The organism is Sphaerisporangium flaviroseum (assembly GCF_039537005.1).
Classification (GTDB): Bacteria; Actinomycetota; Actinomycetes; order Streptosporangiales; family Streptosporangiaceae; genus Sphaerisporangium; species Sphaerisporangium flaviroseum.
Genome location: NZ_BAAAZR010000010.1, coordinates 80983 through 106033, shown reverse-complemented (window position 1 = coordinate 106033; position 25051 = coordinate 80983). Strand labels below are relative to the sequence as shown.

The following is a 25051-nucleotide window of genomic DNA, read 5'->3' as shown; positions in this document are numbered from 1 at the left end:
GGGCTGGCCACGGCTCGTTGGTCGTCGACGCGGTGGCCGGCGGGCCTGGATCAGCACCCTCCGATGCCGCTGGTCCACTCTCTCCTTGACTGCTGGCCGAAACATTTCGGCATTATGATGAAATGACCGTGGGGCACGCCAATCTAGATTTCGGTGGATGGTGTGTCAAGGGTCACACCATCCCGCGCGAACGTGTACGGTCACCACCCTTCATCCACCAGGTGCGATCGAGTTTCGGTGCTCGTACGCCGGGTCAACGGCCCGCCGGCGCCACAGGGGTCGCACGTGCGTACGCCGCCGAACAGTCCTCGAAACGTTTCGGTGAGAGATGACGGACGGTGATGGTGCGCGTCGACGGCATCCCCGGGCATCGAGCCGAAGCCGGGACCGGCGATCATCGGCGGCAGGGCGGCTCACTGGAAGCCGAATCCCCACGGAAGCGGCTCGTACCGGAACAGGCGGGCCGGGACCGCGTCGGCGAGCGCCTTGTAGCCGGTGGGGTTGAGGTGCAGATGGTCGCCGACGTCGAAGGCGGCCGCCAGCCGCCGGGGGTCCGCCGGATCGCGCACCGCCCGGTCGAAGTCGATCACGGCGTCGAACCGGCGGCTGGTGCGGATCCACTGGTTGACCTCCTGCCGGGCCGCCTCCCGGTATCCCTGGGCGTCGTCGTAGGCCTCGTTGCCGCCGAACGGCGTCAGCGTCGCGCCGTACACCCGGATGCCCAGGGCGTGGGCCCGGAGGATCATCTGGTCGTAGGCGGCGATCAGGTCGCCCGCGACCTTCTTCTGGGCGGCCTCGGTGGCCTCGGCCGTGCCGAGGTCGTTGACGCCCTCGAAGACGATCTGCCAGCTGACGCCGCTCTGCGCGAAGACGTCGCGGTCGAGCCGCGCGAGGGCGTTGGGGCCCAGGCCGTCGTTGAGCACCCGGTTGCCGCCGGCCGCCTGGTTCAGGATCGCGATCTCGGTGGTGCCGGGGTGGGCCTGCAACCGGTCGAGCAACTGGTCCGGCCAGCGGTCGTTCATGTTCGTGGTGGAGCCTCTGCCGTCAGTGAGCGAGTCGCCGACGATGGCGACCGCCGTGGTGGTGTGCTTGGACCACACCTCCAGCCCGCTGAGGAAGTACCAGTGAGCGGTGGAGGCCGCCCCCGGCAGGTCCTCGTCATCGGTATGGTCGCCGGTCAGCATGTGCGAGGTGGTCCTGGAGCCGGGGTGCGAGGTGATCTCGTTCGAGCTCTGCCCCTCCGCGAGGTAGACCGTCACCGTCAGGTTCGACCGCGGGGCCAGCTCGAAGTTCAGCGGGTCGGAGACCGCCTGCGCCCCGACCGGGATCACCACGGAGGGCCGCCCGTGGAAGGTCACCGCCTGCGAGGTGCCGGGCTTGATGGCGCTGACGCCGGCCTGGCCACCGGCCGGAAGCGCCACCGAGACCCGCGTGATGGGCAGTGCCGTGCCGCCGAAGGCGTTGGAGAAGCGCAGCCGCATCTGCCGCCCGCCCACGGAGGTGTGAATCGTCTGCCGGAGCGTGCTGTCGGCGAGGACCAGGCCGTCCTGGGTGAACGGGGCCGGCGGCATGTTGTGCGGTTCGGTCAGCTGCGGCATCGAGACCCAGGTGTTGACCCAGTGCCCGTTCATCTTCGGGGTGACCTTGGCCGCGGCACCGGGGGTCCCGGGGCCGCTCCGCCCGGTCATGTCGCCGAGCGCCGGAGAGGCCGCGGTGACGGCGACCGCGACGGCCGCGACGACGACCATCCTGAGGAAGGAGGACGCGTCCCGCGCGGGCCCCACGCCCGCGACCGGGGACGGCTTCGACCGGCTCACCCTCCGACGGAGGACCTCACGGCGGCCATGCCATGCGGTGCGGAACACGGACATGAGACGCGTCATCAGAGGCTCCTGTCGGCACGGCTGTCGATGGCCACGATCCGAAACTTTCGAAAAATTCCCGAACTGTTTCAGGCGGCAACGTACGCCATGCCGATCACCTGGTCAACGCCCTGCGGAAGGTGCTCCCGACGACCGGCTCGCGGGCCCCCTCCGCCATGAAACGTTCACGCGGCCGGGCCCCATGCGGAAGGGGTCAGCGCGCGTCGTCCTTGGTGAGGGCCCGGCTGATCACTACGCGCTGGATCTGGTTGGTGCCCTCGACGATCTGCAGGACCTTGGCCTCGCGCATGAGGCGCTCGACGGGGAAGTCCTCGACGTAGCCGTAGCCGCCGAGCACCTGTACCGCGTCGGTGGTGACCTTCATGGCCATGTCGGTGGCGAACAGCTTGGCCATAGCGGCCCGCGTGCCGTACGGCCTTCCGGCGTCGCGCAGCCGGGCGGCGTCGAGATACAGCGCACGAGCCGCGGCGACCTGGGTGGCCATGTCGGCGAGCAGGAAACCCACGCCCTGGAAGTCGGCGATGCGCGTGCCGAACTGGCGGCGCTCGCGAGCGTAGGAGGTGGCGGTGTCGAGGGCGGCCTGCGCGACGCCCACCGCGCAGGCGGCGATGCCGAGCCGCCCCCCGTCGAGGGCCGCCATCGCGATGCGGAACCCCTCGCCCTCGGACCCGATCAGCGCGTCCGGCGCCAGCCGTACCGAGTCGAGACGCACCTGCGCGGTCGGGGACGACCTCATGCCCATCTTGCGCTCAGGGCGGCCGAACGACAGCCCCGGAGAGGAGGCCGGCACGTGGAGACAGGAGATGCCGCGCGCCCCGGCGCCCGAGGTGCGCGCCATCAGCGTGTAGAAGTCGGCCACGCCTCCGTGGGTGGTCCAGGCCTTGACGCCGTCCACGACGTAACCGCCGTCCGGCGCCGCCACGGCCTGGGTGGTCAGCGCGGCGGCGTCCGAGCCCGACTGCGGCTCGGACAGGCAGTACGCGCCGAGCAGCTCGCCGCCGATCATGCCGGGCAGCAGCGCGGCGCGCCGCTCCTCGGTGCCGTAGGAGGCCAGGGGGAAGCAGGACAGCGTGTGCACCGACAGGCCGAGCCCGACGGCGAGGTACGCCCCCGCCAGCTCCTCGATCACCTGCAGGTAGACCTCGTACGGCTGCTCGGCCCCGCCGTACTGCTCGGGGTAGGGAAGGCCCAGCAGCCCCGCACGGCCGAGCGTGGCGAACACCTCACGGGGGAACCGCCCCTCGGCCTCGTCACCGGCCGCTCGCGGCGCGACCTCCTTGGCGATCAGGTCCCGGACCAGGTCGAGCAGGTCGTGGGCCTCGGGGGTGGGCAGGGCGCGGTCGACCGCCATCGATGCACTCCGGGTCACAGGGGGTCACTTGTCATGAGCGTCGGTACTGCGGTCACACGGTGGATGGCCGCACAGCGCGGCCGGTCGCCGAGGTTCGCATGGCACGGGCGTCACCTCACAGGTCACACGATGACCAGATCGCGTGGCCGGTTGTTGAGTCGTTCTCCGGCCGTCTCGGTGCAGATCAGGATGTCCTCGATGCGCGCGCCGTGGCGGCCGGGCAGGTAGATGCCCGGCTCGACGGAGAAGGCGAATCCCGGCTCGAGGGGTTCGGTGTTGCCCGAGACGATGTAGGGCTCCTCGTGGGTCTCCAGGCCGATGCCGTGGCCGGTGCGGTGGATGAAGTGGTCGCCGAAGCCCGCCTCGGCGATCATCTGCCTGGCGGCGGCGTCGACCGACTCGCACGATGCGCCGGGCCGTACGGCGGCGCAGGCCGCGTCCTGGGCGCGGCGCAGCACCTCGTAGTACTCCGCGAAGCCGGCGGGCGGCTCGCCCACGCAGTAGACGCGGGTGGAGTCGGAGCAGTATCCGCTCGGCATCTGGCCGCCGATGTCGACGACCACCGGATCGCCGGCCTCGATGACCCGGTCGGACAGCTCGTGGTGGGGGCTGGCGCCGTTGGGGCCGGAGCCCACGATGACGAAGTCGACGCTGGCGTGCCCCGCGGCGAGGATCGCCTCGGCGATGTCCCTGCCGACCTCGCGCTCGGTGCGGCCCGCCTTGAGGAACCCGGGCACCTGGGCGTGGACGGCGTCAATGGCGGCGCCCGCCTCACGCAGGGCGGCCACCTCCGCGGGGCTCTTGCGCATGCGCAGCTCACGCAGCACCGATCCGGCCAGCACCTGCTCGGAGCCCGGCATGACGGCGCGGAAGCGCAGCGACTGCATGGCCCACATGCGGTCGGCCAGCCCGACGGTGGCCACGCGTCCGATCCTGCCCGCGACCAGGGAGTAGGCGTCGTCCGTCTCGTCCCAGGGGACGAACTCCACCCCGAGCCGCGCGGCGGGCGAGTGCTCGGCCGCGGGGAGCTCCAGTCTCGGCACCACCATGAACGCCTCCCCGCGGGCCGGCACCACCAGGCAGGTGAGCCGCTCCAGCGGCAGCGCGTCGTATCCGGTGACGTAGCGAAGGTCGGGGCCGGGGGTCAGCAGCAGGGCGTCGATGCCCGCGGCGGCGGTGGCCTCGCGCACCTCCGCCACGCGGGTCACGGGGTAAAGATCAGACGACGTCGTTGTCACAACGACCAATGTATTCCACCGGTATCTCCCCGCCCGCATCACCCGTCATGGGCCCAGGTCCATGCCTCCGGCCATGGGAAACGCTCCTCACACGGTCACCGGTCTGGCTACTATTCGCATAGGGGCGATCACGTTCCGTTCCTTAATACTCCAACTTCACTGCGTTCTGAGAGCGAGCTGCTACATGGTCGGCGTAGTGGGCGGCTCACCGCCACCCCTCCCCACACCGAACGACCGAGAGGCTGAACTCCCCGACGGCCCCGCGCCGCTGACGACCACCGAGACGATCCTGCGGCTGCGCGCGCGGCTCGCCCACGCGCAGCGGATCATGTCGGAGTCCAGGAGGCAGCTCCTCGACGCGCGCCAGCGGGCGGCCGAGGCGCGGCAGGTGTCCCTGGCCCTGCGCGACGCCATCCTGCCCGATCCCGGCGGGTCGATCCGCCTGCCGAGCGCCCACATCGCCGTGCGGTACGTCCCGGCGGAGAAGGCCTCCAGCCTGGGGGGCGACTGGTACGAGGCGACCACGCTGCCCGACGGCAGGGTGCTGCTGGCCATCGGCGACGTCGCCGGCCACGGCCTGCCCGCCATCGCGCAGATGGCCCAGCTGCGCCATGCCCTGGTGGGCCTCGCCATGACCGGGGAGCCCGCCGACCGGCTGATGGCCTGGCTCAACGGCCTGGTGTTCCACCGCATGGACGAGGGCACGGCCACGGCCGTGGTCGGCCATCTGGAGCCCCTCTCCGGCCTGTTCACCTGGGCGCAGGCCGGCCACCTTCCCCCGATCCTCGTGCGCGACGGCGTCGCGCGGCAGCTCGTCCCTCCCGAGGGGGTGCTGCTCGGGGCGAGCCTGGAGCTGCCCTACGCCCTGGGCGATCTCGACCTGCGCCCCGGCGATCTGCTCCTGCTGTTCACCGACGGCCTGGTGGAGCGGCGCGGGCGTGACATCGACGAGGGCCTCGCCCTCACCGTCGCCGCCGCCGAGACGCTGAGCTGGGACGATTGCCTGGAAGAGAGGCTCGACACGCTGGTCGAGTCGGTGGGCGGTCCCAATCCGGAGGACGATATCTGTCTGCTGGCCGTGGGAGTGCTGGAAGGATAGGCCCATGCCAGGGCTGATGCTTCTCGACACCCCATCGCTGTACTTCCGGGCCTACTACGGAGTCCCGGAGTCGATGACCGCTCCCGACGGCATGCCGGTCAACGCCGTCAGAGGGCTGATCGACATGATCGCCACGCTGGTCCGCGCCAACTCCCCCGACGAGATCGTGGCCTGCATGGACGCCGACTGGCGGCCGGCCTTCCGAGTGGCGGCGATCCCCTCCTACAAGGCCCATCGGGTCGCGACCGGGCACGAGGAGGAGATCCCCGACACCCTCGCCCCCCAGGTCCCGGTGATCGAAGAGGTGCTCGACGCCATCGGCATCGCCCGTGTGGGCGTTCCGGGGTACGAGGCCGACGACGTGATCGGCACCTTCACGGCGCGCGCCGCCGGGGAGGTCGAGATCGTCACCGGCGACCGCGACCTGTTCCAGCTCGTGAACGACGATCAGCCGTGCCGCGTCCTTTACACGATAAAGGGGATTCGCAATCTCCAGGTGATCGACGAGGCGCAGGTGTCCGCCAAGTACGGCATCCCCGGCCGCGCCTACGCCGACTACGCCACCCTGCGGGGTGACCCGAGCGACGGGCTCCCCGGCGTCCCCGGGGTCGGCGACAAGACGGCCGCCGCGCTCATCACCAGGTTCGGCTCCCTGGAAGCCATGCTCAAGGCCCTCGACGACGGGGTGACCGACGGGTTCCCCGCCGGCAGCCGTCTCAAGCTCGCCAAGGCCCGCGAGTACCTCGCCGTCGCCCCCGCCGTGGTGAAGGTGGCCCACGACGCGCCGCTGCCCGAGGTGACCACGGCCCGCCCTTCCAAGCCGCGCGACCCCGAGGCGCTGGTCGCCCTGGCCGACCGTTACGGCCTCGACGGCCCCTTGAACCGCCTGCTTGCCACGCTGGCCCCATAAGATCCTCGATTGTGCGTCCTAAAACGATCCTTGTGTCCGAGGCGCCGCGGCTCGCCGAGGGCTTCGAGCGCATCCGCGGCGAGCTGGAGCTGCCCGAGGAGTTCCCCCTCCCCACGCTGGAGGAGGCCGATCGGGTGTCCGCCGCCGCGGCGCCCTCCCTGCCCGACCGCACCGACCTGCCGCTGCTGACCGTCGATCCCCGTGGCTCGATGGATCTCGACCAGGCGCTGTGCATCGAGGAGCGGCCCAGCGGCTACCGCGTGTGGTACGCCATCGCCGACGTCGCCTCGTTCGTCTCGCCGGGGGGCGCGATCGACGGCGAGGCGAGGAGGCGCGGCGAGACCGTGTACATGCCGGACGCCCGCATCCCGCTGCACCCGCCCGTGCTTTCGGAGGGGGCGGCCAGCCTGCTGCCGGGCGTCATCCGCCCGGCCGCGTTGTGGTGCCTCGACCTCGACTCCGACGGGCGGACCGTGGGAGCCGACGTCACCCGGGCGCTGGTGCGCAGCCGCGAGAGGCTCGACTACGACTACGTGCAGGCGGCGGTCGACACCGGCACCGCCGACGGCACGCTAAGGCTGCTGCCGATCGTCGGCGGGCTCCGCCTGGAGCTCGAACGGGCACGCGGCGGGGTGACGCTGCCCACGCCCGAGCAGGAGGTGGTCCCCCACGGCGACGGCTACCGCGTCGAGTTCCGCACGCCGCTGCCCGCCGAGGCGTGGAACGCGCAGATCTCCCTGATGACCGGCATGGCGGCCGCCGCGATGATGCTCGACGCCGAGATGGGAGTGCTGCGCACGCTGCCCCCCGCCCCGCAGGAGACGGTCGCGCGGGTCCGCAGGATCGCGGCGGCGCTGGGCGTGTCCTGGCCCGAGGGCGCGGGCTTCGGGGTGGTCGTGCACAACCTCGACCCCAAGATCCCCGGCAACGCGGCGTTCCTCCAGGAGTCGACGATCCTGCTGCGCGGCGCCGGGTACACCGCCTTCAACGGCGAGCCTCCCAAGGACGCCACCCACGCCGCCGTGGCCGCGCCGTACGCCCACGTGACCGCCCCGCTGCGCCGCCTGGTCGATCGCTACGGCACCGAGGTGTGCCTGGCCGTCGCCGAGGGCGTTCCGGTGCCAGAGCCGGTCCAGGAGGCCCTGGAAGGGCTTCCCGCCCTCATGGCGGGCACCGGGCGCCGGGCGGCCGCCGTCGAGCGTGCCTGCGTCGACCTGGTGGAGGCGTTCGTCCTGCGGGACCGGGTCGGGCAGACCTTCGAGGCGGTCGTGGTCGATGTCGGCGACGGCAAGCCCGGCGGGGTCGTGCAGGTCGCCGACCCGGCCGTGGTCGCCAAGTGCGACGGCGAGGGCCTGGCCCTCGGTGAGCGGGTCCAGGTCCGGCTGACGCGGGCGGACCTGGTCACCCGGGAAGTCCGGTTCACCGTGGCCTGACCCGCGCGCCGATCACCCGGGTCATGGCCTGACCCGCGCCGCGTCAGGCGACCGAGGAGTAGGCGACGACGCCGCGGCGGAGGGCGTCGATGGCCTTGGAGGCGTTCTGCTTGACCTTGCTGCTGGGCGGGGCGGCCTTGCCGACCTGGTCCAGCAGGTCGAGCAGTTGCTTGACCCAGCGCACGAAGTCGCCCGCGGCCAGGTCGCCGTCGGTGAGCACGGCGTCCAGGCTGTGGCCCTTGGCCCAGCGGAAGGCGGCCCAGGCGAACCCGAAGTCCGGCTCCCTGATGAACGACAGGCCGTGGTCGCGCTCGATGTCCTCCAGCTCGGCGAAGATCCGCACCGTCGCGGCCAGCGCCTCCTTGGCGCCACCCGCCGGGATCTTCGGCTGCCGCGCGTCGTCGGCCTGCCGTGACTCGAACACCAGGGACGAGACGCACGCGGCCAGCTCGGCCGGGTCCAGGTCCTCCCAGACGCCGGCGCGCAGGCACTCGGCGGTGAGCAGGTCGAGCTCGGTGTAGAGCTGAGCGAGCCGGCGGCCCTCGGGGGTGACGGCCTCCCCCTCCAGGTAGCCGAGCTGGTCGAGCACCCCGCACACCCGGTCGAAGGTGCGCGCGATCACGTGGGACCTGCTCTCCACCCGGCGCCGCAGGCCCTCGGTCTCGCGGAGCAGCTTGTAGTAGCGCTCGGCCCAGCGGGCGTGGTCCTCGCGCTCGTCGCAACCGTGGCAGGGGTGGGCGCGCAGCCGGCGGCGCAGCTCGGCGATGTCCCACTCGGGGGTGCCGGGCGTGGCACCGCGCGACAGCATGCTGTCGGCGTCGTGGTCGCGCACGCGGACCGGGCGGCCCAGATCGCGGTCACCGATCTTGGCGTGCAGGGTCGCGACGAGGTTGGCGCGGTCCTTGGGCGCCCGCGCGTTGAACCCCTTGGGGATGCGCAGGCGCTCGACCGGCTCCACCGGCACGGGGAAGTCGGCCGCGGACAGCCGCTTGACCTGCTTGCCGATCGTCAGCACCAGCGGCGAGGGCCCCTCGGTGCGCATGGTCAGGCCCGGGTCGAGGATGACCGCGAGGCCCGCGCGCCTGCCGCCAGGGACCCGGATCACGTCACCGGGCTTGAGCGCCTCCAGGGAGCGCACGGCCTGCGCCCGCCGGGCCGTACCGCGCTGGCGCGACAGGTCGGCCTCGCGGTCGGACAGCTCCCTGCGCATGCGGGCGTACTCCTGGAAGTCGCCCAGGTGGCAGGTCATCGCCTCGGAGTAGCCGTCGAGCGCCTCCTCGGCCCGCCGCACCTGCTTGGCGATGCCGACCACCGCCCGGTCGGCCTGGAACTGGGCGAAGGACGCCTCCAGCAGGGTGCGAGCACGCTCCCTGCCGACCTGGCCGACCAGGTTGACCGCCATGTTGTAGGAGGGGCGAAAGCTGGAGCGCAGCGGGTAGGTCCGGGTGCTGGCCAGGCCGGCGACCGCGACGGGGTCCATGCCGGGCTGCCAGGCGACCACGGCGTGCCCCTCGACGTCGATGCCGCGCCGCCCGGCCCGCCCGGTGAGCTGGGTGTACTCCCCCGGGGTCAGGTCGGCGTGGGTCTCGCCGTTCCACTTGTCGAGCTTCTCGATGACGACGGACCTGGCGGGCATGTTGATGCCCAGGGCCAGGGTCTCGGTGGCGAAGACGGCCTTCACCAGGCCCAGGGTGAACAGCTCCTCGACGACCTCCTTGAAGGCGGGGAGCATGCCGGCGTGGTGGGCCGCCAGGCCCCGCTCGAGGCAGTCGCGCCACTCCAGGTAGCCGAGGACCGACAGATCCTCGTCGGGAAGGTGCGAGGTGCGCTCGTCGACGATCTGCCGGATCTCGTGGCGCTCGCTGTCGGTGGTGAGCCGGATGCCGGCGTGCAGGCACTGCAGGACGGCCGCGTCGCAGCCGGCCCGGGAGAAGATGAAGGTGATCGCGGGCAGCAGGCCCTCGGAGTCCAGTTTCTCGATGGCATCGGAACGGCTGACGGAGTTGGCGGAGCGGCGCGGCCGGGAGTAGCCGCGCTTGCCGCGTGCCTGGGCCAGGCGCTGCTCGTCCCGGGAGATCCGTATGAGGCTGGGGTTGATGCGGGGCCGGTTCTCCTCGTCGACGAACAGGTCGTACAGCTTGTCGCCGACCAGCATGTGCTGCCAGAGGGGCACGGGGCGGTGCTCGTCGACGATGACGGTGGTGTCGCCGCGCACCTCGCCGAGCCACTCGCCGAACTCCTCGGCGTTGCTGACGGTCGCGGAAAGGGCGACGACCCGCACGGACTCGGGCAGGTGGATGATGACCTCTTCCCACACCGCGCCGCGGAAGCGGTCGGCGAGGTAGTGCACCTCGTCCATGACCACGTGGCTCAGGCCGGCGAGCGTCGTGGAGCCGGCGTAGAGCATGTTGCGCAGCACCTCGGTGGTCATGACCACGATCGGCGCGTCGCCGTTGACGCTGTTGTCGCCGGTGAGCAGCCCGACGTTCTTGGCGCCGTAGCGGCGGACGAGATCGTTGTACTTCTGGTTGGACAGCGCCTTGATCGGCGTGGTGTAGAAGCACTTGCTGCCCTGCTCCAGGGCCAGGTGCACGGCGAACTCGCCCACGACGGTCTTGCCGGAACCGGTCGGGGCCGCCACCAGCACGCCGTCGCCCGCCTCCAATGCCCGGCAGGCGTCCAGCTGGAACTCGTCCAGCTCGAAGTCGTACAGCCCGCGGAACGATGTGAGCGCGGGCCCGCTGTGGGCATGCTTTTCACGGAAGGCGGCATAGCGTTCCGCAGGCGTCGTCATGCACTTCAGCCTACCGATAACCCTAATCCGGTCCTGTCGGAGCGTGCCAGGCTCCAGGCCGCCCCCCTCCCGCGTACGAGACCACGGCCGCCTCATCGGCGGCGAGGCCGGCCGCGCGCCTGATCGCGCCGGTCAGGGGCGGAGATCCACGGTGACCTCGTGGTGGGTGACGCGTTCGTCCCACCGGGTCAGAGCGCGACGGGCCGCGTCTTCGACGACGGCCTGCTCCGGGTCCTGTCCGGCGAAGACGCGCACGTCGTCCATGCTGGTGAAGAAGGTGAGCGAGGTGAACATCACTTCGTCGCCGTCGTCGTGACGGAGCAGGCGGGCGCCGCGGAAGCCGGCGATGTGCCGGAGGTGCTCGGCCACCTCGGATTCGTAATGGCGCCGGTAGTCGTCGGCTGTCGCCGCCGAGGCCCATCCTCGCCACATCCGCGCGATCATGCGCTCACCTGACCCTTCCTCGTCCGCCGCGGCGGGTGGGCCCGGCTCAGGCCACCTCGGCGCCGATGCCGATGGGTGCCGCTCGATCATTGCACGAGGTAGCGGCTCTCCCCGAGCAGCCGGGGAACCATCTCCCACATGCCGGTCATGTCCGCCATCGTTCCTCCGGTGATCGTCGGTGTGCCGCTCCATCATCGCGGGGCGCACGGGTCGGGTGTGCACGATCATGTCCGGAATGGACACTCATTTCCTAGGTATCACCGAGCTGGTCGAAGTTCCGTCCGTGGCGGTCGTGGTCGACGTCATGCGAGCTTTCACCGTCGCCGCCTGGGCCTTCGCCCGAGGCGCGGAAAAGATCGTTCTGGCCGGGTCGCTGAATGAGGCCCTGGCGCTCAAGGCTCGCCATCCGGAGTGGGTGGCGCTCAAGGACGGTCCGCCCGCGGCCGGGTTCGACGCCGTCAACTCGCCGGGCCTGCTGCGGTCTGCCGACCTTGGCGGACGGACGGTTGTGCAGAAGACCACGGCGGGAACGGTCGGCGCCCTTGCGGTCAAGGATGCGTCGCTGGTGCTGTGCGCCGGATTCGTGGTGGCGGAGGCGACGGCCCGGCTCTTGCGGACGCGCAGGAGTGATGGTGTGACGTTCGTGGTCACCGGCGAAGGTGGGCGGGCCGACGAAGATCTGGCGTGTGCTCAGTACATCGCCCGGCGGGTCACCGAGGCCGGGACGGATGCCGCCGAGTTCCTCCGCCGCGCCGCCGGCTCGCGCGCCGCCGCCGAACTCGCGCAGGGGGTGCGTCAAGGAGCCCATCCCGATGACGTCGCGCTCTGTCTTGAGCTCGACCGGTTCCCCTTCGCCATGGTGGCGACCCTGGAAGGCCCGCTCATGGTCCTACGACCACGAACGATGCCTTCGTCGGTCAACGAGGATCCAGTCTGATCGCACTGCTGATCTTCCTTGAGCGTACGGCCGCACCGTAGACCGATCTGCGGCCGGTTGGGCCGGTTACCTCAGCGGGCCCGAGCCTGCTTGCGGCGTTCGACCGTTTCGCCGGCCGACTCGCGGAGGGTGTCGCCGGTTCGCGCCGGTTACTTGTGGAGAGTCTTCTCCAGTTGTCTTACCAGCGGTTTCCAGGTGCTGGACAGGGTGTAGCGGCTGACGCGGTGCTTCTTGTAGGTGATCGTGTACTTGATGAAGTCGGCTCCCGGGGGCCGCACCTGGGTGTGGCCGAGGCGCAGGTGTTTCAGGGCGCTCCGCAGTGCACGGGTCTCCGCCCCGGTCAGGCACCTGCGCACGGCAGGGCCGGTCCGGTGGCTCACCCGTGCGCACCCGTCGGTGTAGACGATCACGCGATCGTCGAGCCCCGCGAAACCGCCCTGCTCACGCAGTTCGACCCAGACCTTCTTCCGCACGTCCGCCGCCTGGGCGGGCTGCGCCGTGGCCGTGGCCACCGGCAGCAGGAGCACGGGCAGGAGTAAGACTCGCCAGCTCTTCATATCCCTATAACGTAAGGGCGCGGTGAGCGGATCACCTGGACAGGCGACACGGGCGGAACCGGCGAGGCGCGAGGACGTTCCGCGGCCCTCGGAGTGCCGAACGGCCCTGATTCCGGGCGCGGCACGGCGGCGGACTCCGGAGTCGAACGGTCCCGCGAACTCGGTCGATCTCTAGAGGCTGCCTGACGGTCGGCGTCGCGGACACGGCAGGGCGGCGGGACGCGCCAGTCCTGTGGCGGCCAGGAACGCGGCGAGGGTCGGCCCCATCGGGGCCGCCTCGTCGTCCTCCCAGCCGAGGTTCCCGGCATGCGACCACACGACCGGCGCGGTCCCGTCGTTCGGGGCGCGGCCTGCGATGACCTCGCGCATGTCAAGGCAGTCGTCGCGACCTCCTCAAGCATCACGCTATGAGACCCTGCCGGCGCCAATAAAGTCTGGGACAAGACGATCCCGGTGGCACACCGCACCGCAGGCCGCGGTCGCCGGGGCCTAGCCCCAGGGCTTCTCGAGGTTCGGGTTCACCCGGATCTCGGGCAGACCCGGTATGGGGACCGTGGCCGAGTAGATCAGTATCGGGTCGTCCCACTCTTCGAGGGAGGCGAGAAGACGGGTCCCGTCCGCCAGGACGATCGTCCACAGCTCCAGCGGTTCCCCATCGTCGCTGCACAGCACATATACGTCGTAGTGCGCCGCGAATTTTCGGGCGAACTCCATGCGACCCACCCGGGCGGCCAGCCGCATACTGACGCCCAGTTCGACGTACATCGCGAAGTGGCCGCTGACCTCTGAGTACTTGCAGTACGCCTCGAACACCGCCACATCCGGAACGTCCTTCAGCGCTTCGTAGGCCCGGTCGACGTGACCGACGAAGCACTCGTGCTCGCTGATGTCGAAGCAGTCCAGCAGGAACCCTCGTAGCTCGTCCTCGGAGATGAGACGGGGTGTGCCGAAGTCGTAGTGCCTACCCTCCCGGCCCGTCATGTGCCCGGCCCTGACCGGCGGGGAGGACGGCGACCACGTCCCCCGTGTCGAGGTACAGGGACAAGGGTCCATGGCGCCTGCGCGTATTCCCCGCAAGAACATTGTCGGCATCGCACGGGTGGGACAGTACATGATCGGCTAGGCGGGGGTGGGGAATGGGGATCAGGGGCCTGCCGGGGTCAGGACGTGGAGGGCGCCGGGGTGGATGGTGCAGGTGAGCGGGAGGGGGCCGATGCGCTCGCCGTCGGCGTAGGCGACCACGCCGGGGGCGTCCAGCGTCACCGTGCGGGCCCGGTGGACGGTGATGGCGGGGTGGCCGAGGTGGGTGCCCCGGTAGACGCGGGGGAAGGTGCGCAGGAACTCCCCCTTGGGTACGGCGCCGACCACCAGGACGTCGAGCAGCCCGTCGTCCGGCACGGCGTCGGGGCAGACGCGCATGCCCCCGCCGTAGGAACGCGTGTTGCCGACGGCCACCATCATCGCCTCCTGCTCGACCACCTCGCCGTCTATGGTGATCGTGAACGGGATGGGGGCGAAGGAGCGCAGCTCCTGGACCATGCTGAGCAGGTACTTCGCCGTCCCTGGCGGGCCGGTCATCCGGTTGGCCCGCTCGTTGACCTTGGAGTCGAAGCCGCAGGCCACCACCCCCGCGAACCATTCGTCCTCGCCGATCCTGGCGGCGTCGAGCACCCGGGTCTTGCCCGCGACCACGATGTCCGCCGCGGCCAGCGGGTCCCTCTTTGGGATGCCGAGGGCGTCGGCGATGTCGTTGCCCGTCCCGGCGGGGATGATCCCGAGGGGAACGTCGGTCCGGGCCACCGCCTGGACCGCCAGATGCACCAGCCCGTCACCGCCGAAGGCCACCAGGGCCTCCGGCCCTTCGGCGACGGCCATGCAGGCGCGTTCGAGGGCGTCCTGGGCCGAGGTGCCCACGATCACCGAGACCGGACGGTCCCCGGCCCGCAGGCGGCGCACGACGGGGTCGAGCAGGCGTAGGGTGCGGCCGCCACGGGCCGCGGGGTTCACGAGGACTACCAGCTCACCAGCCACAGCCGGAACCTATCCGGACAAACGCTACTAATCCAGGGTTGGAGCGCTGGGACTACCTATTCGAGACCATCGCCGTGGGCGCCCACCCAGCCCAAGCCCCGCTCCGCGAACGGGCACGGGGTCCACCCGCCAACTCAGCAGCGGATGCCCACCATCAGAAAGAGCGGGGGCCTCGTGCTCGGGCACCGGCCGCGTGGGGAGACCTACTCGGGAGTGCGGGCCGCGGGGCCGTCGAGCTCCTCCTCCAGCTCCTGCTGGTGCCGCTCCTCCACCTCGGCCTTCCTGCGGTCGTGGAAGTACATGATGACCTCGGCGAGCAGGAACATGCCCACCATCGGGAGCGCCAGGGCCAGCATCGTGATCGGATCCTGGCTCGGCGTCGCCACGGCGGCGAACACGAACATCAGGAAGATGACCATGCGCTGATGCTTCTTCACCAGGCTGAACGGCAGGACACCGATCATGTTGAGGAACACCATCAGCAGCGGCAGCTCGAACGACAGCCCGAAGATGACCAGCATCGCCATCAGGAAGCCGACGTACTGGTCCATGCTGATCAGCTGGATCACGTTGTCGGGGGCGAACCCGAACAGCAGGGACAGGCCCTTGTCCATCGTGATGTACGCGAGGCCGGCGCCGGCGGCGAACAGCGGCACGGACAGCGCCAGGAACGACAGCGAGTAGCGCCGCTCGTTGCGGTAGAGCCCCGGGGTGACGAACGCCCAGAGCTGGTAGAGCCAGATGGGAGCGGCGACCACGGCGCCGAAGATGAGGGCGACCTGCAGGTTGACCATGAAGCCCTCGAACACGCTCTGCTGGACGAGCGTGCACTCGCCGGCCTTGAGCTTGTACGCGGCGGGCAGCCGGCAGTAGGGCCCGATCAGGAAGTCCCAGAGCCGGTCGAAGAAGACGAACCCGACTATGGTGCCCGCGGCGAGGCCGAGGATCGCCTTCACCAGGCGGTTGCGCAGCTCACGGAGATGGTCCATGAGCGACATGCGTCCCTCGGGATCGGCGGCGGCGGCGACCTGATCCTTGTCGGACGGGCTCGACCGTTTCAGCAATGCCATCGGGCGTCCTGGTCTAGCGGGCGGTCGGGGTCGGCAGGCCTCGTGTCAGAGAGAGCCCTGGTCTTTCTGAGCCTGGGAGAGCGGAGCACCGGTGACGGGCGCGTCGGTGGGGTGGGCCTGCGTGGCGCGCAACTTGGCGTTCTCCTCTTCCAGGAGGCGCAGCCGGTCCTCGACCGAAGGCGTCACCGGAGGCAGGGACTGCTGCGGGGCGGCCGCGGGCTGAGGGGTCGCGGTCGTCGTGGCGGACTGGGCGGCCCTCGCCTCGTCCTCCTCGTGAAGCTTGGTGGTCTCCTTCTTGAAGAGACGCAGCGACTGGCCCAGCGCCTTGGCGGTGTCGGGGAGCTTCTTGGCACCGAAAAGCAGGACAAGGACCAGGAGGATGAGGATCCATTCCATGGGACCAAGGGTTGGCATGAGGCATCCTTACGCCGAGCGACGTGCAATCTTAAGTTCGATCGTACGCTGCCGCCGCCACTTCATTCACCCCTCCGCGCGCCCGGATGCGGCGATCACGGCGCCGAGCCGCCCCTGAACAGGCTCCAGAAGGGTCGTGGCCCGCTCGATTTCACGTGTCAGCCCTCTGATGGCCACCAGGACACGGGCCGTGAGCACCGCGACCGGCACCAGCCCGGCGAGGGCCAGACCCACCGCGACGTAGATCCAGATCATGACCTGTAACTGTACCGAAGCCCGCCCGGGCACACCCGGGATGTACGGAGGTACCACAAAGGATGGGGTTCGTCCCCGGCGATGGGAGTCGGCGACCGTCCGGGCCGGACCGGCACGACGGTCCCGGTGATCAGCAGACCGATTCGTAGCGGGCCAGCGCCGCCGAGGCCTCCTGGCGCACCCGCTCGGCCAGGGTCTCGGGCGAGATCACCCGCCCGCCGTCGCCCAGGCGCAGCGCGAGCCGTACGAGCCAGCCCTGGTCGCGGGCGCGCAGGGTCACGCGCAGGCGGCCCTCTCCGAGCTCGGTGACCTCCTCGCACGGGTAGTACTCGGCCACCCAGCGACCGGCGGCCGTCAACTCCAGCTCCACCAGCTCGTCGGTGGGCGAGGGCCGGAACACCCCATCGGTGACGTCGATCGGCTCGGCGTCGGCGGGCGGCTCGGCGGCCACGTCGAGCGCCTCGACACTGATCATGCGGTCGAGCCGGAACAGCCGCATGCCGTCCGCGCGGTAACACCAGCCCTCCAGGTAGGAGCGGCCGTCGGCCATCACCAGCCGCGTCGGGTCCACCTCGCGCGGGGTGATCTCGTCACGGCCCGGCACGTAGTAGCGCAGGGACAGGCGGCGCCCGCCGCGCAGCGCGGCCCTGACCGTGGCCATGGCGTCGGGGGCGGCGTCCAGCTCGAAGGCCACCTGGCTGCTGACCGCGGACGCGCCCTCGCCCGCGGCGGCCTCGAGCTTGGCGATCACCCGCGACAGCGCGTCGCCCTCCTCGAACTCGGGCAGCTCGGCGAGCATGCGCAGCGCCACCAGCAGCGCGCTGGCCTCGTCGATGCCGAGGCGCAGCGGGCGGGCGATGGTCTCGGCGTTGTCGATGAGGATCTCGCCGCCGTCCCACGAGACGTCGATGAGGTCGCCGGGGGTGTGGCCGGGCAGGCCGCACATCCACACCAGTTGCAGGTCGTCGACGAGCTGCTTCTCGGTGAGGCCGAACAGCTTGGCGACCTCGGGCACCTGCGCGCCGGGGTGGGACATCAGGTAGGGCACCAGCGCCAGAAGCCTGGGCAGGCGGTCGGCGGTGCTCACGCCAGCGTTCCCTTCAGTCGGCGGATCACCGCGTCGCGGACGTCGGGCGGGTCGAGCACCTCGGCGTCGGCCGCGAACCCGACGATCGACCCGGCGAGCCACTGGGGATCGGCGAAGTCGATCGTGACCACGTCCCAGCCGTCCGCGCCGGGCCGCACGGACCCGACCTGGCGGAGCCACTGGCAGGTGCCCTCGCGGACCCGGACGGTCGCGACCCGCTCGGCGACGAGGCTGTCGCGGTAGCCGACCATCGACCGGATGTCGACCCCCTCGGGCACGGTCACCGCCCCCGGACGCCCGACGGGCGTGACGGTCCCGCTGATCCGGCTGAGGCGGAACACGCGGGGCGCGTCGCGCTCCCGGTCGTGCCCGACGAGGTACCAGCGTCCGCGGCGGCTGACCACGCCCCAGGGCTCGACCGTGCGGGTCAGCAACACCTCGCTGCCGGCGGCGCGGTAGTCGAACCGGACGATCCTGCGGTCGCGGACCGCCTCCCACAGGCCGGGGAAGGCGGGGTCGCGGGTGTCCACCCGAAGCTCCAGCGGCCCGGCGGCGTACTCTTCCGTCTCCACCCCGGCGGCGCGGAGCTTGAGCAGCGCGCCGCCTGCGGCCTCGGCGAGCGTGGCCCGCTGCCACACCTGGGCGGCCAGGCCGAGCACGGCCGCCTCGTCGGCCTCGAGCGTGATCTCGGGCAGCTCGTAGGCCTGGCGCATGATGCGGTAGCCGGGCTCGTCGTCCCAGGGATCCCTGTGCACCTCGACGGGGATGCCGATCTCGCGCAGCTCGGTCTTGTCGCGCTCGAACATGCGCTGGAAGGCCTCGTCGTTGCCGGCGTCGTAGCCGGGCACGGCGTGACGGATCTGCTCCGCGCTGAGCGGGCGCCGGGTGGCGAGCAGGCAGATGACGAGGTTCAGCAACCGCTCGGTCTTGCGCCGGGACATCGGGCCTCCCTTCCCACGGTGACGCTACCCTTGCCGCGTGATCAGATGGCGCAAGGGCGAGGTGCTTTCGGTCCGGCGCGAGTGGCCGGGCGCGATGGAGCTGGACGTGACCCTTCCCGAGGGGAAGTGCCGGGCCCTGGCCTACCCACCGCTGGTGGGCCGTCCCGAACCCGGCGACACGGTGCTGCTGAACACGACCGCACTCGCCATGGGCCTCGGTACGGGAGGTTACGCCATGGTAGTGGCCCTGCCGGACCGTTTGCCCGAAGATCCTCAAGGTCCCGGCCACCTGGTCAAGGCACGATACACGCCACTGCAGGCGACCGTGCTGGGCGCCGACGAGCAGGACTCGCCCTTCCATGAGGTCCTGCGCGACGCCGACTCGGTCGGCGGCATGCCGGTGGTCGTCGCCGACCTGCACTCCGCCCTGCCCGCCATCCTGTGCGGCCTGTACGGCTCGCGCCCTTCCGCGACGCCGCGGGTCGCCTACGTCATGCTCGACGGCGGCGCGCTCCCCGGCTGGTTCTCCATGTCCGCCGCGCGGCTGCGCGAGATCGGCTGGCTGTGCGGGGTGGTCACGACCGGGCAGTCCTTCGGGGGCGACGTGGAGGCGGTGACCGTCCATACGGGCCTGCTCGCGGCCAGGCACGTGCTGGAGGCCGACGTGGCGATCGTCACCCAGGGGCCGGGCAACCTCGGCACCGGCACCCGCTGGGGTTTCTCGGGGGTGTCGGCGGGCGAGGCGATCAACGCGGCGGCCGTGCTGGGCGGGCGCCCGGTGGGGGCGCTCCGGGTCAGCGAGGGAGACCTGCGCGAGCGCCACATCGGGGTCTCCCACCACTCCCTCACCGCCTACGGCCGCGTGGCGCTCGCGCCCGCCCAGGTGGTGGTGCCCGAGCTGCCGGGCGGCTTCGGCGAGCGCGTCAGGGAGCAGGCCGCCGGACTGGCCGCGCGCCACGAGCTGGTGAAGGTGCCGGTGGACGGGCTGGAGGAGACGCTGAAGAACAGCCCGGTGAAGCTCTCCACCATGGGGCGCGGCCTGGCCGAAGACCTGGCGGGCTTCCTCGCCTCGGCCGCCGCCGGCCGCCACACCGCCTCCCTCCTCTCCTGAGGGCCGTGTAATAGAGGGAGAGGCGCGGGTGAGGTCTCCGGCCTTATGCACCGGCCGACAATAGGGTCTACTGAAACTGGAACCGCATCGACTGGGGATCTTCGGTGGAGTTTCGAGTGCTCGGGCCGTTGGAGGTTGTGGGCCAAGGGGGCGCGCATCGTGCCGGAGGGCACGGCCGTCCCGCTCGTTCTCGTCGTCACCGGCATCCCGTGGCGGACCGCGTGGAAGTACGGCGAGCGGGGATGGCTAGGTTTCGCCGACTCCGCGCTGTGCCGGCGGCTTGGAATCGATGGCGTGACCGAGTTCGCGGTAGCGGCGCTCACCGTCGGCGCCCGTGGGCTGGCCGGAGCAGGCCGCTGCGAGCCGGAGGAGCCGGATGTCTCGGCGACTCCGCTCTCCCCCGCGCCGATCGAATTCCCGCTGATCACCCACGTCCAGCGTGCCGGTGATCTGACCACAGTGGAGGAGGTGGCGGCCTGGCGGAGCGCGGCTCCCCTCGGGCTGCCCCGTGCGCCGGACACGGTGGACCCGCCGGCGACGGCCCGGCCCGAGCCGGTCGAGTCGGTGATCCTGCGGCGCGGCTCGACCCGGCGGATGATCCGTGGCGTCGTGCCCACGCGACTCTCCTGGTGAACCAACCGGTACGGCGTATGCCGCAACATCGGCAGCGCGCATCGATACATTGGCGCTGGCAGCGAGTCCTGGTTACCGATCAGGTTGTAGAACTTGTACGTACTGAGTACTATACAGGCATAGTAAGTGGATGTGAGGGTTTGAGTGAGGCTGGAGATGGTCGAGCCGGTCCGGGAGTGGCTGCGCAGCCTGCGCAAGGACGATCCTGAGCTGTCTCGGCAGATCGCCGACGTGATTCAGACCATCTTGGAAGTCGGCCCCGGGCTAGGTCGGCCGTTAGTCGACAGCCTTTCCGGCGACCAAGCCAAGCAGATCAAGCTCAAGGAAATGCGCGCGTCGGGCACAATCCGGATCGCGTTCGTCTACCACGGCGGGATCATCCTCTTACTCCTCGCCAACGGCGACAAACGCCGTGCCGACAGCAAACGGTTCTACGCCGAGCTGATCGAAACAGCCACACTGCGGTACACCAGGTGGCTGGCCGAACAGGAGGAGAAGTGACCAAGCCCGACAACAGCGCCCTCGCCCAGATCTTCGACTCGCCGGGCGAGATGGCGGAGATCGAGCGGCGCGCATCGCGCCGCATCGCAGGGCTTCGCTTGGGAGAGATCCGCAAGCGTCTTGGTCTCACCCAGCAGGTGGTGGCCGAGCGGATGGGCGTGAGTCAGAAGCGGGTCTCGGCCATCGAGAACGGCACATTGTCGGTGGTACAGGTGTCCACGCTGGCGGCCTACGCCGAGGCTCTCGGTGGCGAGCTGGACGTGGCCATCAATGTCGGCGACCAGCACTTGGAGATCGCCTAGCCTGTGGCACCTGTGACCAGGCCCGCTGACCACAGGTCTCCACTTAAGCTCTACGCCCTCAAGTACTCAGACCAACCGACTCGAGTCCGCGTCTGAGGGAATGCCGGCCGACTGGTGCTCGTCGAAGTCGGTGAAATTGAAGGCCTCGGGGTGGGGCCTTTCGCACGGAGCAGGTCGAGCCTCGCCATGCCATCCGCCAGGGTGGGTGTATGGCCCTCGGGGATCCACCACATGACGCTGTACGGCTCCGCAATGCTGAGGAACCACTCGCGGCGGCGGCGCAGGTAATCCAGTTGGCGGTGCGATAGACGAAGTTCCACAGCGTCTCGCGCGACTCCCAGTGGCCGGTGAGGGTGGCCAGCGGCGCTCCCGTACGCCCGTCCCACAGGCGTACGGTCGGTCGTCACCGGCGGAGGCCAGCACGCGCCCGTCGGGACTGAACGCCAGGCCACCGACCGTGTCGGTATGGCCGGTGAAGCGGGGAAGCGGAGGGCGCCGCACCGCGACCATCCCGTTGCTCCCTGTCCCGGGCCTCCAGGACGGGTGCTCCCGGCCTGAGGCCAGGGCGGCGCCCTCCGGGCTGAAGGCCACGTCGGCCACGTCGTCGGAACCGTCCTGGAACCTCGCGATCCCCGCTCGGCGCTGGACGTCCCAGACGTTGAGGAAGCCCTCGTCGCCGCCGGAGGCGAGCAGGCGGCCGTCGGGGCTGATGCCCGCTGAGCAGGGTCCGGTCGATCGGGGGCCCCGGATGTGCTCAGCAGGCCGCCGCGGGCCTCGACGGTGGGAGCCGTCCGATAGGCCAAAAGGGCGAGCAGCTTCGCGCGCACCGGTTCCGCGACGAGCACGACCACCGTCCCGTCTCGGCGCCTCGCGTCACGGAGCAGCCGGGGAACGATTTTGTTTCCCGGGGCCAAGGGGGTGCACAACAATGCCCCGGGGGAACTAGACCTTGAACGCGAAACCGCTTCACGGTCGCCATGACTCCGCTGTCAGACGGACGTGAGCGGGAGGGGTCCGCGCGTCCTTATCGGCAGGCCGTAACGCAGGGTCAAGTCACGTTCACACCAACTGGGGATCTTCGGTGGAGTTTCGAGTGCTCGGGCCGTTGGAGGTTGTGGGCCAGGGGGGCGCGCTTGGCCTGGGGGGCACGAGGTTGCGTGCTGTTCTGGCGACACTCCTGCTGCATCCCGGCCAGACGGTCACATTGGGGCAGTTCGCTCGTGGTGCGTGGGTCGATCCGCCGCGGGCGGTCGCCTCGAATGTGCGCACGTACATCACGCAGTTGCGCTCCGCGTTCGCAATGGCGGGAGAGGAAGCGTCGCGGCTGGCCACCCGCCCCGAGGGCTACAGCCTGGTCGTACACGCCGGCGAGCTCGATCTGCGGGTGTTCGAGGCGCTCGTGGACGAGGCGGACGGTGCCGTCCCGGACGCGCCCGGCAGAGCGGCGGACCGGCTGCGGGAGGCGATGCGGCTCTGGAGGGGTGAGCCACTCGCCGGCCTGGCGGTGGGACCGCTGCTGCAGGACGAGGTGACACGGCTGGCGGAGCGGCGGATCACCGTGACCGAGCGGTGGGCCGATCTGGCGCTCCAGGCAGGCCGCCACGACGAGGTCGCCGACGAGACGGCGCGGCAGGTCCGCCTGCATCCCCTGCGGGAACGGCTGTGGGAACTGCTGATGCTCGCGCTGTACCGGAGCGGCCGGCAGGGCGATGCGCTCGCGGCGTACCAGGAGGCGTACGAGGTGCTGAAGGAGGAGCTGGGGGTCGCCCCGCGCGGCTCCTTACAGCGGCTGCAGCGGCAGATGCTCGCCGCCGATCCGGCCCTGGACGGCCCGAGCGTGGCCCCGAAGAGCGTACCTGCGGGGCGCCGTCCCACGCGGCCGCGGCAACTGCCCCCGGACGTACCCGCCTTCACGGGGCGTGCCAAGGAGATCGCCCGGCTCGACGCCGCCGCGCTCGGGGGCGGCGACGGATCTCCCGCCATCGTGATCGTTTCGGCGATCGAGGGTACGGCGGGGGTGGGGAAGACGACGCTCGCCGTGCATTGGGCGCGCCGGATCGCCCATAGGTTCGGCGATGGACAGCTCTACGTGAACCTGCGCGGATTCGTCCCCGAAGGGGAGGTGATGAGCACCGCCGAAGCGCTGCGCGGGTTCCTCGACGGGCTGGGTGTGCCGCCCGACCGCGTTCCCGCAGGTCTGGACGCTCAGATCGGCCTCTACCGCAGCCTGCTGGCCGAGCGGCGCGTACTGGTGATCCTGGACAACGCCCGCGACGCCCGGCAGGTGCGCCCGCTGTTGCCCGGCGCGCCCGGCTGCGCCGCCGTGGTGACCAGCCGCAACCGATTATCGGGTCTGGTCGCCGCCGAAGGCGCGCAGCCGCTGACGCTGGACCTGCTGTCCCGCATGGAGGCACGGGAACTGCTCACCCGCCGTCTGGGCGCGGCCCGGGTGGCGGCGGAGTCCGTGGCGGCGGACCAGATCATCGATCTGTGCGCGCGGTTGCCCCTCGCGCTGGCCATCGCGGCCGCCCGTGCCATCACTCACCCGGAGCTTCCGCTGGCCGTGCTGGCCGCCGAGCTGCGGGACGCCCGAGGTGGTTTGGACGCGTTCGCCGGTGAAGACCCGGCAACCGACGTACGTGCGGTGCTCTCCTGGTCGTATCGCGCGTTGAGCCCCGACGCGGCCAGGCTGTTCCGGCTGCTCGGCCTGCATCCTGGCCCCGACCTCGCCGCGCCCGCCGCGGCGAGCCTGACCGGCGATCCCGGGCGGCCGGTGCGGCCCTTGCTGGAGGAGCTGACCGGCGCCCACCTGCTGACCGAACACCGGCCGGGCCGGTACACCTTCCACGACCTGCTGCGCGGCTACGCCGCCGAGCTGGCCGAGCTTCACGACACCGAAGAAGAGCGCCGCGCGGCACGTCACCGGCTGCTGGACCACTACCTGCACACCGCCTACACCGCGACGATGCTGCTGGAGCCGCACGCGTTCCGGCCCATCACCTTGACCCCCATACGGCCCGGAGCGGCGACGGTGCCGCTGGCCGGACCCTCGGAGGCGGCCGGCTGGTTCACCGGCGAACGGCAGGTCCTCCTGGCCGCCGTCGGACGGGCGTCGTCGGCCGGGTTCACCACCCATTGCTGGCAGCTCGCCTGGACGCTCACCGAGTTCCTGGACCGGGGAGGGCACTGGCACGAGTGGGTGGCGAGTCAGGAGACGGCGTTGGCGGCCGCGGAGCGGGCAGGCGACCGCACCGGTCTTCTGTACACCTGCCAGGCCCTGGTCCGCGCTTACGGAACGCTGAACCGCCCCGAGGACGCCGCCTCCCATATGGAGCGGCTGCGTGAGCTCCACGCGGACGCGACGGACGTCAAGGGACCGGCGCAGCATCACCTCAGGGAAAGCTGGATACATCACCTCGAAGGCCGGCACCAGCGGGCCCTGGAAGAGAGCTCTCGGGCACTCGCGCTGTATCAGGCGGCCGGGGACCTCTACGGCGAGGCCGCCTGTCTCAACGCCGTCGGCTACTACCTCATCCCGTACGGCCGCGCTGAGGAGGGCCTGAAGTGCTGCCAGGAGGCGCTGCGCATCCAGCGGGACATCGGGGATCGCCGCGGCGAGGGCGCGACCCTGGACAGCATCGGCCTCGCGTACCGGCACCTCGGGCGGCTCGCGGCGGCGAAGGAGGCCTACCAGCGCTGTCTCGACGTCCAGACCGAGCTCGGCCACCGGTACTACCAGGCGCACGCGCTCGTCCGCATCGGGGAGATCCACCTCGACTCCGGCACCCCGGAGGCGGCCCGCGACGCGTGGACGGCCGCCCTGGCGATCCTCGACGACCTGAGCCACCCCGAAGCCGACGCCGTTCGCGCGAAACTCCACCGGCTCGGCCACTGACGAGGCGCGATCCGGCATCCCCCTCGGAACCTGATCTCGGCCCGTACAGCTATCCACCGGGTACCAGGGTCCGGCCTATGCGCGATTCCACCAGGCTGTACCGGTCTGTGCAGATCCTGTGCAGGCCCCAGGCGATGATCTGCTCAAGTCGGCCGCCCTGCCGGC

24 protein-coding genes and 1 pseudogene are annotated in these 25051 nt (G+C 70.9%); 9 read left to right on the top strand and 16 right to left on the bottom strand.

The window, feature by feature from the left end; genetic code table 11:
* Positions 1–413: 413 nt before the first annotated feature.
* The 3 genes from ABD810_RS21275 to ABD810_RS21265 all read right to left on the bottom strand — a co-directional run bounded on the left by ABD810_RS21275 (position 414) and on the right by ABD810_RS21265 (position 4511).
* Positions 414–1883 carry an SGNH/GDSL hydrolase family protein gene (locus ABD810_RS21275; RefSeq protein WP_344942955.1) on the bottom strand — a complete coding sequence of 490 codons (1470 nt, stop codon included), beginning with the start codon at positions 1881–1883 and terminating at the stop codon, positions 414–416.
* Between the two features lie 193 nt (positions 1884–2076).
* Entirely contained in the window at positions 2077–3234 is a 1158-nt protein-coding gene (locus ABD810_RS21270; protein ID WP_344942952.1) for an acyl-CoA dehydrogenase family protein, read from the bottom strand.
* A gap of 122 nt (positions 3235–3356) precedes the next feature.
* Complete coding sequence (locus ABD810_RS21265) at positions 3357–4511, bottom strand: M24 family metallopeptidase (protein ID WP_344942949.1); 1155 nt, start codon at positions 4509–4511, stop codon at positions 3357–3359.
* A 145-nt stretch (positions 4512–4656) separates the two neighbouring features.
* Between ABD810_RS21265 and ABD810_RS21260 the strand changes: the two genes are divergently transcribed.
* From ABD810_RS21260 to ABD810_RS21250, 3 genes are read left to right on the top strand one after another with little or no spacing between them, the layout of a single operon-like run.
* Complete coding sequence (locus ABD810_RS21260; RefSeq protein WP_344942946.1) at positions 4657–5571, top strand: PP2C family protein-serine/threonine phosphatase; 915 nt, start codon at positions 4657–4659, stop codon at positions 5569–5571.
* Between the two features lie 4 nt (positions 5572–5575).
* Positions 5576–6481: a 5'-3' exonuclease gene (locus ABD810_RS21255; protein WP_344942943.1), complete on the top strand. Its 906-nt coding sequence runs from the start codon at positions 5576–5578 to the stop codon at positions 6479–6481.
* A gap of 32 nt (positions 6482–6513) precedes the next feature.
* Complete coding sequence (locus ABD810_RS21250; protein WP_344942940.1) at positions 6514–7914, top strand: RNB domain-containing ribonuclease; 1401 nt, start codon at positions 6514–6516, stop codon at positions 7912–7914.
* A 43-nt stretch (positions 7915–7957) separates the two neighbouring features.
* On the opposite strand, the gene ABD810_RS21245 is transcribed toward ABD810_RS21250, so the two are convergent.
* Positions 7958–10708, bottom strand: a complete 2751-nt coding sequence (locus ABD810_RS21245) for a DEAD/DEAH box helicase (RefSeq protein WP_344942937.1) — start codon at positions 10706–10708, stop codon at positions 7958–7960.
* A 132-nt stretch (positions 10709–10840) separates the two neighbouring features.
* Positions 10841–11152, bottom strand: a complete 312-nt coding sequence (locus ABD810_RS21240) for an antibiotic biosynthesis monooxygenase family protein (protein WP_344942934.1) — start codon at positions 11150–11152, stop codon at positions 10841–10843.
* Positions 11153–11387: 235 nt separating this feature from the next.
* On the opposite strand from ABD810_RS21240, the gene ABD810_RS21235 reads away from it, so the two are divergent.
* A complete protein-coding gene (locus ABD810_RS21235) occupies positions 11388–12089 on the top strand; it encodes a 2-phosphosulfolactate phosphatase (protein ID WP_344942931.1) in 702 nt (233 codons plus the stop codon).
* Positions 12090–12238: 149 nt separating this feature from the next.
* Here ABD810_RS21235 and ABD810_RS21230 read toward each other — a convergent pair whose 3' ends face one another.
* From ABD810_RS21230 to ABD810_RS21190, 9 genes are all read right to left on the bottom strand, one after another.
* Complete coding sequence (locus ABD810_RS21230; RefSeq protein ID WP_344942929.1) at positions 12239–12646, bottom strand: hypothetical protein; 408 nt, start codon at positions 12644–12646, stop codon at positions 12239–12241.
* A 171-nt stretch (positions 12647–12817) separates the two neighbouring features.
* Positions 12818–13015, bottom strand: a complete 198-nt coding sequence (locus ABD810_RS21225) for a hypothetical protein (RefSeq protein ID WP_344942926.1) — start codon at positions 13013–13015, stop codon at positions 12818–12820.
* A gap of 120 nt (positions 13016–13135) precedes the next feature.
* Entirely contained in the window at positions 13136–13627 is a 492-nt protein-coding gene (locus ABD810_RS21220) for a hypothetical protein (protein WP_344942923.1), read from the bottom strand.
* Between the two features lie 162 nt (positions 13628–13789).
* On the bottom strand, positions 13790–14677 hold the full coding sequence (locus ABD810_RS21215) for a diacylglycerol kinase (protein WP_344942920.1): 888 nt from the start codon (positions 14675–14677) through the stop codon (positions 13790–13792).
* Between the two features lie 203 nt (positions 14678–14880).
* Positions 14881–15747, bottom strand: a complete 867-nt coding sequence (gene tatC / locus ABD810_RS21210; protein ID WP_344942917.1) for a twin-arginine translocase subunit TatC — start codon at positions 15745–15747, stop codon at positions 14881–14883.
* Positions 15748–15792: 45 nt separating this feature from the next.
* On the bottom strand, positions 15793–16161 hold the full coding sequence (gene tatA, locus ABD810_RS21205; protein WP_344942914.1) for a Sec-independent protein translocase subunit TatA: 369 nt from the start codon (positions 16159–16161) through the stop codon (positions 15793–15795).
* 66 nt (positions 16162–16227) lie between these two features.
* Positions 16228–16416 (bottom strand): hypothetical protein, encoded by a 189-nt coding sequence (locus ABD810_RS21200; protein WP_344942911.1) that lies wholly within the window; start codon positions 16414–16416, stop codon positions 16228–16230.
* Between the two features lie 130 nt (positions 16417–16546).
* Positions 16547–17503: a helix-turn-helix transcriptional regulator gene (locus tag ABD810_RS21195; protein WP_344942908.1), complete on the bottom strand. Its 957-nt coding sequence runs from the start codon at positions 17501–17503 to the stop codon at positions 16547–16549.
* Positions 17500–18444, bottom strand: coding sequence for a helix-turn-helix transcriptional regulator (locus ABD810_RS21190; RefSeq protein WP_344942905.1), 945 nt, complete (start codon positions 18442–18444; stop codon positions 17500–17502). Before ABD810_RS21190 ends, ABD810_RS21195 begins: the two co-directional genes overlap by 4 nt.
* Before the next feature lie 37 nt (positions 18445–18481).
* Here ABD810_RS21190 and ABD810_RS21185 point away from each other — a divergent pair, with 37 nt between their 5' ends.
* From ABD810_RS21185 to ABD810_RS21170, 4 genes are all read left to right on the top strand, one after another.
* The gene (locus tag ABD810_RS21185) at positions 18482–19555 is read left to right on the top strand and encodes a DUF3866 family protein (RefSeq protein WP_344942902.1); all 1074 of its coding nucleotides are present in this window, start codon (positions 18482–18484) and stop codon (positions 19553–19555) included.
* A gap of 159 nt (positions 19556–19714) precedes the next feature.
* On the top strand, positions 19715–20188 hold the full coding sequence (locus tag ABD810_RS21180; protein ID WP_344942899.1) for a nitroreductase family protein: 474 nt from the start codon (positions 19715–19717) through the stop codon (positions 20186–20188).
* A gap of 156 nt (positions 20189–20344) precedes the next feature.
* Positions 20345–20689, top strand: coding sequence for a type II toxin-antitoxin system RelE/ParE family toxin (locus tag ABD810_RS21175; RefSeq protein ID WP_344942895.1), 345 nt, complete (start codon positions 20345–20347; stop codon positions 20687–20689).
* Positions 20686–20991: a helix-turn-helix domain-containing protein gene (locus ABD810_RS21170; protein ID WP_344942891.1), complete on the top strand. Its 306-nt coding sequence runs from the start codon at positions 20686–20688 to the stop codon at positions 20989–20991. The genes ABD810_RS21175 and ABD810_RS21170 overlap by 4 nt, the downstream gene beginning before the upstream one ends.
* A gap of 50 nt (positions 20992–21041) precedes the next feature.
* Here ABD810_RS21170 and ABD810_RS41055 read toward each other — a convergent pair whose 3' ends face one another.
* Positions 21042–21311, bottom strand: a complete 270-nt coding sequence (locus ABD810_RS41055; protein ID WP_425566929.1) for a DUF3291 domain-containing protein — start codon at positions 21309–21311, stop codon at positions 21042–21044.
* Between the two features lie 88 nt (positions 21312–21399).
* Positions 21400–21741: pseudogene (locus ABD810_RS41050) on the bottom strand (WD40 repeat domain-containing protein); the annotation flags it as partial.
* Positions 21742–22144: 403 nt separating this feature from the next.
* Here ABD810_RS41050 and ABD810_RS21165 point away from each other — a divergent pair.
* On the top strand, positions 22145–24886 hold the full coding sequence (locus tag ABD810_RS21165; protein ID WP_344942888.1) for an AfsR/SARP family transcriptional regulator: 2742 nt from the start codon (positions 22145–22147) through the stop codon (positions 24884–24886).
* Positions 24887–25051 lie beyond the last annotated feature (165 nt).

Excerpts from the sequence above, each read along its gene's own strand:
- ABD810_RS21275 (WP_344942955.1), bottom strand. The coding sequence starts at position 1,883 with ATGACGCGTCTCATGTCCGTGTTCCGCACCGCATGGCATGGCCGCCGT.
- ABD810_RS21270 (WP_344942952.1), bottom strand. The coding sequence starts at position 3,234 with ATGGCGGTCGACCGCGCCCTGCCCACCCCCGAGGCCCACGACCTGCTC.
- ABD810_RS21265 (WP_344942949.1), bottom strand. The coding sequence starts at position 4,511 with ATGCGGGCGGGGAGATACCGGTGGAATACATTGGTCGTTGTGACAACG.
- ABD810_RS21260 (WP_344942946.1), top strand. The coding sequence starts at position 4,657 with ATGGTCGGCGTAGTGGGCGGCTCACCGCCACCCCTCCCCACACCGAAC.
- ABD810_RS21255 (WP_344942943.1), top strand. The coding sequence starts at position 5,576 with ATGCCAGGGCTGATGCTTCTCGACACCCCATCGCTGTACTTCCGGGCC.
- ABD810_RS21245 (WP_344942937.1), bottom strand. The coding sequence starts at position 10,708 with ATGACGACGCCTGCGGAACGCTATGCCGCCTTCCGTGAAAAGCATGCC.
- ABD810_RS21240 (WP_344942934.1), bottom strand. The coding sequence starts at position 11,152 with ATGATCGCGCGGATGTGGCGAGGATGGGCCTCGGCGGCGACAGCCGAC.
- ABD810_RS21235 (WP_344942931.1), top strand. The coding sequence starts at position 11,388 with ATGGACACTCATTTCCTAGGTATCACCGAGCTGGTCGAAGTTCCGTCC.
- ABD810_RS21230 (WP_344942929.1), bottom strand. The coding sequence starts at position 12,646 with ATGAAGAGCTGGCGAGTCTTACTCCTGCCCGTGCTCCTGCTGCCGGTG.
- ABD810_RS21225 (WP_344942926.1), bottom strand. The coding sequence starts at position 13,015 with ATGCGCGAGGTCATCGCAGGCCGCGCCCCGAACGACGGGACCGCGCCG.
- ABD810_RS21220 (WP_344942923.1), bottom strand. The coding sequence starts at position 13,627 with ATGACGGGCCGGGAGGGTAGGCACTACGACTTCGGCACACCCCGTCTC.
- tatC (WP_344942917.1), bottom strand. The coding sequence starts at position 15,747 with ATGGCATTGCTGAAACGGTCGAGCCCGTCCGACAAGGATCAGGTCGCC.
- tatA (WP_344942914.1), bottom strand. The coding sequence starts at position 16,161 with ATGCCAACCCTTGGTCCCATGGAATGGATCCTCATCCTCCTGGTCCTT.
- ABD810_RS21200 (WP_344942911.1), bottom strand. The coding sequence starts at position 16,416 with ATGATCTGGATCTACGTCGCGGTGGGTCTGGCCCTCGCCGGGCTGGTG.
- ABD810_RS21190 (WP_344942905.1), bottom strand. The coding sequence starts at position 18,444 with ATGTCCCGGCGCAAGACCGAGCGGTTGCTGAACCTCGTCATCTGCCTG.
- ABD810_RS21175 (WP_344942895.1), top strand. The coding sequence starts at position 20,345 with ATGGTCGAGCCGGTCCGGGAGTGGCTGCGCAGCCTGCGCAAGGACGAT.